The organism is Paenibacillus sp. HJGM_3 (assembly GCF_045062745.1).
In the GTDB taxonomy this organism is placed as follows: domain Bacteria; phylum Bacillota; class Bacilli; order Paenibacillales; family NBRC-103111; genus Paenibacillus_AA.
The window spans coordinates 136,243-146,114 of the sequence record NZ_JBJGED010000021.1 but is presented as its reverse complement, the minus strand read 5'-3'; the positions used below and the strand labels follow the sequence as shown (position 1 = coordinate 146,114).

The window sequence follows — 9,872 nt, the reverse complement described above, 5'->3', positions numbered from 1 at the left end:
TCCCCCATCGCTCCATGGTTTGGTTAGGAATTATTAACCAATATTATGGAGTTTGAAAAGGGAACCTAAGTAGTAACATCTATCCTTACAAATTGTAAACTTTGGTTTACAAGGCGGTGCGGACGGCTGGAATGGTGCTCAAATAGTAAATTTACCCTTACAAATTGTAAGCAAGCGCACCAACCCATAAGCCATCCACTTCCCCCTAAGTCACCACACGACCGTCACATCCTACTCCGCAAACTCCATCACCATCAGCTTCTGCTCATACAGCGTCGCGAAGCCGGCTTCGGATAGCGCGGCGAGCACCGGCGGATTCGAAGCGCGCAGGTTGTCGACCGACCGCCCGATCTCCCGATCCGGCGGCCCGAACGCATGCGCCAGCGCCGCGCGCACGATCGCGCCGCCGTCCTCGCGGGCCGGGTCGGCCTCGCAATGATGCAGCACGATCGAGCTCAGCTCGCCCAGATCGTTGTAATGGCGCGTGAACAGCGCATAGCCTACAGCGGCGCCGGTCTCGCGATCCAGGACTTGCAGCGACTCGCCGCCATGCGTCTGCAGCTGGAACCATTGCCCGGACCAAGGGACGTGCGGCAAGTAGAAGGGAAGGCCAATCACTTCGGCCGGCCGGCCCGGTTGCACCGCATAAGCCCCCGAGTCCGACCCTGCGGCGGCGAACCCAGCCAACGCCCCAACGCCTGCACCTGCCCCATCAGCATCCCCAGCGCCATCCCCAGCGCCAGCCCCACTCAGAGCGCCTTCCCGCTTCATGCCGATCAGATCGTCCACGATCCGGAAGCCCGCACCCTCATAAGCGGCAATCGCCTTCACATTCTTGCTCACGACCTCCAGATAGGCGGTATGCACACCGGCCGCCCGCATGTTGTCCACCGCCGCCTTCATCAGCGGCCGAGCCAAGCCCATGCCCCGGAACGCCGGGCTGACGCCGGTGCCGCCGTTCCAGGCGATCAGCTTCCCGTTCACGGAGCGGGTCGCGATCAGCACGAATCCGGCGGGCTTGCCGTCGATGAACATACCCACGGACAATGTAGGGTTGATACGCTTCGTGCCCAGATAGATCGTGAATTTCTCCACGGTTTGCGTCATGTCGGAATAATACTGCGAGAAGCCCTCGTTCCATAAAGCAACCGCTTCGTCCAGCGTACATTCATTCAAAGGTCGAATCGTATAAGTCACTTGGCTTTGGCTCATAAATGTTTCCCAGCTCCTTAGGATAACGTGAAATGAATAAATGCCAATCGGTCCGGCCTTACTTTGGAGACCGATCCAGGACTCGTGCCCGCAAGCTTTTGTCATACTGTGACGGGCTCATGTCGGTCACCTGCTTGAAATGCCGGGAAAAATAATGAATGCTGCTGTACCCGAGCTTCTCGGCGATTTGCGTATAGTTCATGTTCTCCTCGCGGATGAACCGCTTCGCCCGCTCGATCTTTTGCCGGTTGTAGTACTCCAGAATCGTGTATCCGGTTTCACGTTTGAAAATCGCCTTCAGCCGCGTCTTGCTCGTATTGAGCCCGCGACTGATCTCGTCCAGCTTCATCGACGCGCCGATTTTTTGATTCAACAGCTCCTTGATCGCCGCACAGATGTCGGCGTCGGACTTCAGCTTGGCCGCAGAGGACAGAGCCGCCGGCTCCCGGCCCCCGGATGCCAATCCAGCCGGACCGTACCCTACAGGCACCACGCTTTCCGAATGCAACCCTTCCGAACCCCCGGTGACGATGCCCGATTGCTTGCGGACGAGTTTGAGCAGCATCATTTCCAAGTACAGCTTAATGAGCTGCTCCGCCCCGAAAACCCGCGGCGACTTGTTCTTGATATTGCCGTTCCTCGGCTTGCCGACGTCGAAGGCGAGGGCGCCCTCCCGCAGCATCTCGGACAGCAGCAGCTGCTCTTCGTCGCTCAGCTTGAACAGCTTGCTGCGGAAGTAGCCCATCGCCTCCGACTTGCAGTCGAAGCTGACGATCATGATGTTCGGGGCGACCCGGCGGTTGGCCCGCAGGCTGTGGAACTCGTTCGGCGAGTAGAAGACGAGTTCGCCCTGCTTCACGAGCAGCTTGCGGTCGGCGATGTTGATCTCCGCTTCCCCTTTGTCCATGTAGAGGAATTCCCAAAAGTTGTGCTTCTCGCCTGGGTACACGTAATCCTTGGTCAGCTCGGTGTAGTGGAACGAGATAAGCTTGTTGATGACGATATCTTCGTGCAGCGACACCCGGACGAATTTTCCCATACGGCAAGCCCCCTTGACTCGGCCTCATCTTACTAGCTAGTGTAAACGAAATTTTGCACAAAAGAAACTATTTTTCACGTGCAATATCTGATCAAAAAGTGCAAAAAGTCAGTCCGATTATGTAAAGACCAAGACCGGATTTTCCCTTAACATGAAGGTCAAACAGGCCTAGCGAAACCTAAGAGAAAGGACGATGCATCTTGTTAAAATGCGGCATGATCGAAGTGAGTATTACGCCTCCGCTCGGCAATTCGATTCCGGGCTATTTCAAGGACCGCATCTCGAACGGGATCAAGGATGAGCTGTACGCGAAGGCGCTCGTCGTCGAGTCGGAGCAAAAGACCGTGGTCTTCATCGTGGTCGATGCGATCGATCTGGCCCGCCGGGACGTGGAGCGAATCCGCAGCCGGATCCAAGAAGGAACGGGCATCCCGCAGGAGCATATTATGGTGTCCGCGACCCACACGCATACGGGGCCTCCGGTGAAGGAAGGCTTCAACAGCAAGGTGAACGAGGACTATATGGTGTGGCTGGCGCAAAAAGCGGGCGACGCCGGCGTCCTCGCGTACAAAGGCCGCAAGGAAGCCCGAATCGGATTCGGGGTCGGACAGGAGGCGAACATCGCCTTCAATCGCCGGTTTTACATGAAAGACGGCAGCGTCACGACGAATCCGGGCATCCTCAACCCGCAGATTGACCGCCCGGCCGGCCCGATCGATCCCGAGGTCATTGTAGCCAGGATCGACGACGCCGCTACGGGCGAACCGATCGGTGTGCTGACCAACTATGCCTGCCATACGGACACGGTCTCCGGCAATGAGTACAGCGCGGATTTCCCGGGCGCTCTCAGCCGTACGCTTAAGCAGGTTCTGGGCGAGAAGACGGTAAGCTTGTTCATGCTAGGTGCCTGCGGGAACATCAACCACATCGATGTAAGCGGCGCTACGCCGCGGGATGGCCGGAATCATATCCGGATGGGGACGATCTTGGCCGGGGAAGTGCTGAAGGTTCGGGAGAAAATTACGAGCCTGGCGAGCGAGCTGGCTATCGACGTGAAGCAATCGTTCTTCGACGTGGAATACCGGTCGCCGACCGACCGGGAGGTTCAGCTTGCGGAGCTGGCGGAACAGAACGCGTCGACCGCATCCGATATGGAGCTCGCGTTCGCAAGACAAATCCGCGGCATCCAGGCGGCCGGTCCCGGATCGACGAACGTGGAGATTCAATCCGTCCGACTGGGCGAGCTCGGCATCGTAGGCTTGCCGGCGGAGATCTTCGTGGAATTCGGCCTCCGCATCAAGAGCCGGTCGCCGTTCCCGATCACGCTGATCAATGAGCTGTGCAACGGCTCAGCACGGGGTTACATTTGCGTCAAGGAAGCGTACAACCAAGGCGGCTACGAGCCGCGCACGACCAACAACAGCAAGCTGGCGACCGACGCGGGCGACCGGTTCGTCGAGAAAGCCGTAGAGCTGCTGCACCAATTCGAACAAGTCCCCGCCAAGTAGCCGGGACCACAGGGAGGAACACACACAATGAGCCAATCGAACAAAGTCCGCACCGCGGTAGTCGGATTAAATATGGGGCTGCAGCACGCATACGCCTATGCGAAGTCGGAGCGCGCCGACCTGCGCTGGGTCGTAGACCTGGACGCCGAGAAGGCGGCCAAAGTCGCGGAAGAGCTCGGCTGCAGCTGGACGACCGACTGGACGACCATCATCGACGACATCGACGCCGTCAGCCTCTGTACGCCGCACCATCTGCATGCGCCGCAGTCACTGCAAGCGATTGCAGCCGGCAAGCACGTGCTGCTCGAGAAGCCGCTCGCGAACACGGAGGAGGACTGCCTGAAGACGATCGAAGCGGCGAAGGAGAAGGGCGTAACGTTCATGATGGCGTACATCGTGCGTTTTCTGCCGGCGATCATCAAGCTGAAGGAGATTTTGGACAGCGGGCAATACGGCAAGCCGTTCAGCGTCAACCTGTGGATCCAGGCCTATCTGCAACCGATGCCGAACACGTGGTTCTCCCGCAAGGCGCAGCTCGGCGGCGGCGTCATGTTCAGCCACGGCTGCCACTACGTGGACTTGCTGCTCTGGCTGTTCGGCAACACGAAGGCCATCACCTCCCTCGGAACCCGCGTTGGCACGGAGTGGATGGAAGGCGAAGGCACATCGCACGGTCTCATGCAGTTCGAGAACGGCGTAGTGGCTCACCTGGAGACGAGCTGGGGCATGAAGTTCAAATCGATGCCGTCCTTCCTGCAAATCCATACGACCGAAGGGTTGATCGTGCTCGAGGCCGGCATGAACAAAATCGAAGTGATCAATGCCGAAGGCCGCCAAACGATTTTCGGGCCGGTGCCGGCGCTGACCAAGGAAGAGGGCACGAACGCGTTCTACGAGTGCGAGCACTTCCTGGAATGCATCCAGAACGGCATTACGCCGGAGACCGACGGAGTCGAGGCCATGCGTTCGCTGCGCGCGATCTGGGCGATGTACGAAGCGGCGGAGAACGGCGGGGTTCCGGTTTCGACAACGGGCGTGTAATACGCGCCATTCCGACCATTAGACCATTCCCATCCCACATAAAGGAGACCAGGATCGATAATGAAACCTATCAAAGTTGGCTTGATCGGCTGCGGATTAATGGGTACGCTGCATGCCAGAACGCTCCATACGCTGCCGGGCGTCTCCGTGACGGCCGTGCACAACCGGACGCGGAGCAAGGCCGAGTCGCTCGCGAAGGAAGTGGGCGCAACCGTGTATGATACGTACGAGGAGCTGCTGAAGCAAGACCTGGACGCCGTATGGGTGGCAACTCCAGACCATCTGCATGTCGATATTTCCAAGGCGGTGCTCGACTCCGGCAAGCATCTGTTCCTGGAGAAGGCGCTCGCCACGTCCGTGGCGGACGGCGCCGAGATCGTAGCGGCCGGCGACCGCCATCCGGAGCTGAAGGCGATGGTTGGCTACCCGCTGCGCTTCGATCCGCGCTACCGGACGATGAAGCAAATCGTCGACCGGGCCGATGCCGGCAAGCCGCTGCAGGCGTGGTCGATGCGGACGCACTTCCTCGACCCGAATCAGCAGGTGTATGACAAATACCGCGATCATTACTATGACACGCCGAGCTGGTATTTCGACGATCAGAACGCGAAGGGGCCGATCTTCTCCCACGGCTCGCACGACTACGACATCCTCATGTGGATGTGCGGCGACATCGAGAGCGTCTTCGCCTACGGCGGCACATACTTGCTGCCTCCGGGCAGCGTAGCCGACGCATTCACCGTATCGCTCAAATTCAAGAACGGCGGCATCGGGCATGTGAGTACGCCGTGGATCACACGGGTAGAGTACGACATGACCGGAGTCGCAACCGAACAATTGACTGTCGTGAACAACAACGGCGAGATCCGGGTTAAAGCGGACAAAGAGCCGGAGCAGCGCATCGCGTACAGCGAGAACGACATGTGGGTGCGCCTGAACCAGCATTTCATCGACTGCATCCGCTACGACCGGAAGCCGCTCATTTCGCTATTGGACGGGTTGAAAGTAATCGCCGTCTCCGAAGCGGCGTACAAGTCGCTGAAGGAGCGCCGCGAGATATTCGTGGAGAACGCTGGGGTGCTCGTATGAGTGCGGTAAGCCAAGTTAAGCTCGCGTGCATGACGCTGCCCTATATCAAATATTCGTTCGAGCGTTCCCTGCAGGGCATCTCGCAGGCCGGCTACAAATACATCTCCTTCGGACTCCCGCACGCCGGGCAGGAGGTACCGGATGAGCAGGATTCGGAAGCCGTCCTGAAGCTGCAGCGGCTGTTCGACCGCTACGGCGTCGAGCCGGTCATGCTGGTCAGCACGAACCAGCTCGCCCCCGGCCAGCCGATCGAACGCGCCCGCAAGCGGTTCGAGACGGCGAAGGCTCTCGGGATCCCGGAGCTGCTGTCGCTTGGCGTATGGGGGTTCCAAGAATTTCCCCATACCCCGCTTCCGCAGGAGGAGCTGGAAGTGAAGTACGCCGCCTTCCGCGACCGGTTCCGCGAGGTCGCGAAGCTGGCGCAGGAGTTCGAGATCGTCGTTACGCTGAAGCCGCATACGGGCAACACGGCCACCGCCCAGCACATGATCGACACGATCGCCTCGATCGGCTCGCCGTACGTGCTGGCGAGCTACGACCCGGGCAACGTGCACTACTACGAGGGCATCGATCCGGTGCACGATATGGAGAAGCTCCCCGTCCGGGACATCGCCTCGGTCATCGCGAAGGATCATAAGGGCGGCCGGGCGGAGAACAACTTCCCGATTCCCGGAGACGGCGATGTGGACTTCGTCGCTCTGTTCCGCCGGCTGAAGCAAGGCGGCTACGCCGGCTCAATCGTCGTCGAGCGGGTCGATGGGACGAATGCGACTGCGCCGACGGCGGAGGAGCTCGATGAGACGGTCCGGGCGGCACGGGTTCAGCTCGAATCGCTGCTTGCCCAGGCAGGCTATTAATTCCAAGCTGCGGTTAGCAGGAATTTCGACACGCCCGCACGAACTTATCTACGCACAGGGGATGCGGGCGATACGTAAACACGCCCGCATCTCTGCTACCTACAGCCCAGGCGGTGCGAACCTTGAGAAGATCCGACGCATTCCTGTCCCAATTGAAAGCTCGCTTGCACACCACTGCTTTCCGCTTGAACTCTTTTCGCAAGAGAAGAGGGTTCAAGCTGAAGGCACTTCCTATTTATAAACGGATGATCCTGCTCATCGTCGGTCTGTTCTTCCTGCCCTTCGCGATCTCATGCGCGTACTGGTACAGCGAGACGACCCGGCTGATCGAAGAGAAGGCGATCAAGCAGGGGCAGCAGATTGTCACGCTGACGAACGACCATCTGGACTCTTATTTCAACCAGCTGGAGATTACGACTTCGTCCGTTCTCACTTCCCCGCTCGTTCGGAGTTTCCTGCAGTTGAGCCGGAGCGACGAGTATGACGAATACTCGTTCAACCAGCGGATCTCGGACGAAATCTTCCTCTACATTTTGTCGAATCGACCGGACATCTACAACGTCTCCATCGTGTCCAACAAGCGCCTCGTCGTGAGCAGCTATTCGGATGACAGCGCCTTGGCCGCCTTCCGGCTCTATGCCGAGCGCAAGCCGAGCAACGAGAATTTCTCGATCATGGGCATCCGCTGGCTGAACAACACGCCGGTGCTGACGATTACCCGAAGCCTGATCAACAGCTCCACCTTCAGTTCGGAGGGCTTGCTCATCATCGACTTGAATTATAAGGCGATTGCCGAGCAAATCAAGAACATGGCATTAGGCAAATCCGGAGAAATGTGGGTGTACGACGATTCGGGCGATATCGTCTATTATCCGGACGAGACCGTGCTCGGCATGAAGATGGCGGAGCGGTTCCCGGAGATCCCGCTTCACGAGGGCAAAGACAGATGGATCTCTCCATCGCCGGAAGGGAAGAAGCTGTTCCTGAACAATCGGATGGAATCGGCCCGATGGCAAGTCGTCAATCAAGTGCCGCTGACCGAACTGACCGGGGACCTTACACTTCTCAATACGTACGCGCTGCTCGTCATCATTTTCCTTGTCGTCCTGGCGCTTGTCGTCATGGCTGTGCTGCTCTTCCCGCTGACGCGGGCGGTTCAGTTCCTCCAACGGTTGATGAAAAAGGCGGAGATCGGCGATCTGGATGTCCGGGCTCCGGAAGAGCACTCCACGCTTGAGATCGCGAGCCTGTATCGAAGCTTCAACAGCATGGTGGACGAAATCCGACGATTGATCGAGGTCGTGCATTTGTCCGAGATTCGCGAGAAGGATATGGAGATCCGGCAGATCGAGTCGCGGCTCATGCTTATGCAGTCCCAGATTAATCCGCATTTTCTCTACAACACGCTGGAGGTCGTCAACTCGTATGCGATCGAAGCCGGCGTGAAGCCGGTCAGCCGAATGGTCGTGTCGATCGCGAAGATGTTCCGCTACAACATGAACGACTTGAACAGCACCGTCCCGCTGGCGGAAGAGCTCGAGCATCTCGACACGTATCTCCTCATCCAGAAGGAACGGTTCGAACGGCTCACGATTGAGCGGGACTACGAACAGTCGGCCCTGGAGAATGCGGTATCCGTGAGGCTCGTGCTCCAGCCCGTAGTGGAGAACTGTTTCAAGCACGGCTACGAGCGGGCCGGGAGCAAGGCTATGTATATCGGCATGACCGGACGGGCTGAGGGCGATTGCTACAAAATCACGGTGATCGATCACGGGAGCGGGATGGACGAGGTGACGCGGGACCGGCTGAACCGGTTGTTCACGACCGGAGTCCCGACGGATGGAGATGCCGACGCCGAGCAGCGGCCGTTCCAGACGGGCAGCCATATCGGACTGTGGAACGTGCACAGCCGGCTGCGGCTTACATTCGGCGAACCGTTCGGGCTGTACATCCGCAAGTCGGATGACCGAGGGACGGAGATGGAGATTATTTTCCCGATGAGGTGAAGACAGCATGATTAAGGTGTTGATCGTGGATGACGAAACCCCCATTAAACGCAGTCTGAGCAAAATAATCGAAATGGAATTTCCTCAGCTGCAAATCGTCGACATGGCGCAGAACGGGATCGAGGCGCTGCAGCAGATCGAGCAGCACCAGCCGGATCTGGTCGTCTCGGACGTACGCATGCCGGAGATGGACGGGCTCCAGCTGGCGGAGGAAATCCGCAAGCGCGGGCTGACGATCGAGATCATCCTGATCTCCGGCTACAACGATTACACGCTGCTGCGCCAGGCGATGCATCATGGGGTGTCGGATTACTTGCTGAAGCCGGTCGATCCCGACGAAGTGTCCCGAACGCTCGAGCGGGTCATCGGGCGGCTCGGCCAGCGGGAGAAGGACCTTCAGGGCAAAAATCGTTGGCTGTCCGAGCATAAAAAGTCGCTGCAGAAGCTCGCGGAGTCCGTCTGGTACTTGCAGGAGGACCATATCGAGCAGGAGCTGATCTCGATTCGGGATTCGCTCGAGATTCTCGAATATCCGGCACAGACCACGACGGAGCTTATCATGCAGGCGTTCACGCTCGTCCATGCCGAGCTCAGTCAGCTAAGCGACGGGAAGCTGCAGCTGATGGATTTCAAGCCGTTCCAGCGCATCGCGAATTCGCTCGCTCCTTTCGAGGAAGTGCGCAAGCTGCTGGCGCTCGCCCTGAACGAAATCCGCGAAATGCGCAACTGGGGCTCCCACCGCCTCATTCGCAACGCGCTTACGTATATCGAGAACGCTTATCACCGGGAATCGCTCACACTGACGGAGATTGCCGATTCGGTCGGCATGTCGGCCACCTATTTCAGCAAATGCTTCCGGCAGGAGGTCGGCGTGAGCTGCACGCAGTACATCACCAAGCTGCGTATGCAGAAGGCGGTGGAGCTGCTGCACAACCCCTCGTACAAAGTGTATGAAGTCGCCTTCGCCACCGGGTTCAGCGAATATGCCCATTTTGCCAAGGTGTTCAAGAAGACGTTCGACTTCTCGCCGTCCGAGTTCCGTTCGAACCTGGGCATTGTATAATGGGAATTGAGAGTTGAATTGTCCATATTGATGAAAAAAAAACCATAGTGACCTGCT

The 9,872-nt window shown here is 58.4% G+C and carries 8 protein-coding genes; 6 read left to right on the top strand and 2 right to left on the bottom strand.

Annotated elements, in window-relative coordinates:
• Nucleotides 1-231 precede the first annotated feature (231 nt).
• Together ACI5FR_RS22170 and ACI5FR_RS22165 are read right to left on the bottom strand one after the other, a co-directional pair.
• Nucleotides 232-1,212 (bottom strand): GNAT family N-acetyltransferase, encoded by a 981-nt coding sequence (locus ACI5FR_RS22170; RefSeq protein WP_405458372.1) that lies wholly within the window; start codon nucleotides 1,210-1,212, stop codon nucleotides 232-234.
• 58 nt (nucleotides 1,213-1,270) lie between these two features.
• Complete coding sequence (locus tag ACI5FR_RS22165; RefSeq protein WP_405458369.1) at nucleotides 1,271-2,251, bottom strand: helix-turn-helix domain-containing protein; 981 nt, start codon at nucleotides 2,249-2,251, stop codon at nucleotides 1,271-1,273.
• Between the two features lie 200 nt (nucleotides 2,252-2,451).
• Here ACI5FR_RS22165 and ACI5FR_RS22160 point away from each other — a divergent pair, with 200 nt between their 5' ends.
• From ACI5FR_RS22160 to ACI5FR_RS22135, 6 genes are all read left to right on the top strand, one after another.
• Entirely contained in the window at nucleotides 2,452-3,759 is a 1,308-nt protein-coding gene (locus tag ACI5FR_RS22160; protein WP_405458366.1) for a neutral/alkaline non-lysosomal ceramidase N-terminal domain-containing protein, read from the top strand.
• Nucleotides 3,760-3,786: 27 nt separating this feature from the next.
• Nucleotides 3,787-4,800, top strand: a complete 1,014-nt coding sequence (locus ACI5FR_RS22155; protein WP_405458364.1) for a Gfo/Idh/MocA family protein — start codon at nucleotides 3,787-3,789, stop codon at nucleotides 4,798-4,800.
• A 60-nt stretch (nucleotides 4,801-4,860) separates the two neighbouring features.
• On the top strand, nucleotides 4,861-5,889 hold the full coding sequence (locus ACI5FR_RS22150; protein ID WP_405458362.1) for a Gfo/Idh/MocA family protein: 1,029 nt from the start codon (nucleotides 4,861-4,863) through the stop codon (nucleotides 5,887-5,889).
• Entirely contained in the window at nucleotides 5,886-6,746 is an 861-nt protein-coding gene (locus ACI5FR_RS22145) for a sugar phosphate isomerase/epimerase family protein (protein WP_405458360.1), read from the top strand. Before ACI5FR_RS22150 ends, ACI5FR_RS22145 begins: the two co-directional genes overlap by 4 nt.
• Before the next feature lie 122 nt (nucleotides 6,747-6,868).
• A complete protein-coding gene (locus ACI5FR_RS22140) occupies nucleotides 6,869-8,752 on the top strand; it encodes a sensor histidine kinase (RefSeq protein ID WP_405458358.1) in 1,884 nt (627 codons plus the stop codon).
• Nucleotides 8,753-8,759: 7 nt separating this feature from the next.
• A complete protein-coding gene (locus tag ACI5FR_RS22135; RefSeq protein ID WP_405458355.1) occupies nucleotides 8,760-9,815 on the top strand; it encodes a response regulator in 1,056 nt (351 codons plus the stop codon).
• Nucleotides 9,816-9,872: the final 57 nt, after the last annotated feature.

Coding starts and splice junctions, on each gene's coding strand:
- ACI5FR_RS22145 (WP_405458360.1), top strand. CDS start 5,886: ATGAGTGCGGTAAGCCAAGTTAAGCTCGCGTGCATGACGCTGCCCTAT.
- ACI5FR_RS22165 (WP_405458369.1), bottom strand. CDS start 2,251: ATGGGAAAATTCGTCCGGGTGTCGCTGCACGAAGATATCGTCATCAAC.
- ACI5FR_RS22170 (WP_405458372.1), bottom strand. CDS start 1,212: ATGAGCCAAAGCCAAGTGACTTATACGATTCGACCTTTGAATGAATGT.
- ACI5FR_RS22155 (WP_405458364.1), top strand. CDS start 3,787: ATGAGCCAATCGAACAAAGTCCGCACCGCGGTAGTCGGATTAAATATG.
- ACI5FR_RS22135 (WP_405458355.1), top strand. CDS start 8,760: ATGATTAAGGTGTTGATCGTGGATGACGAAACCCCCATTAAACGCAGT.
- ACI5FR_RS22150 (WP_405458362.1), top strand. CDS start 4,861: ATGAAACCTATCAAAGTTGGCTTGATCGGCTGCGGATTAATGGGTACG.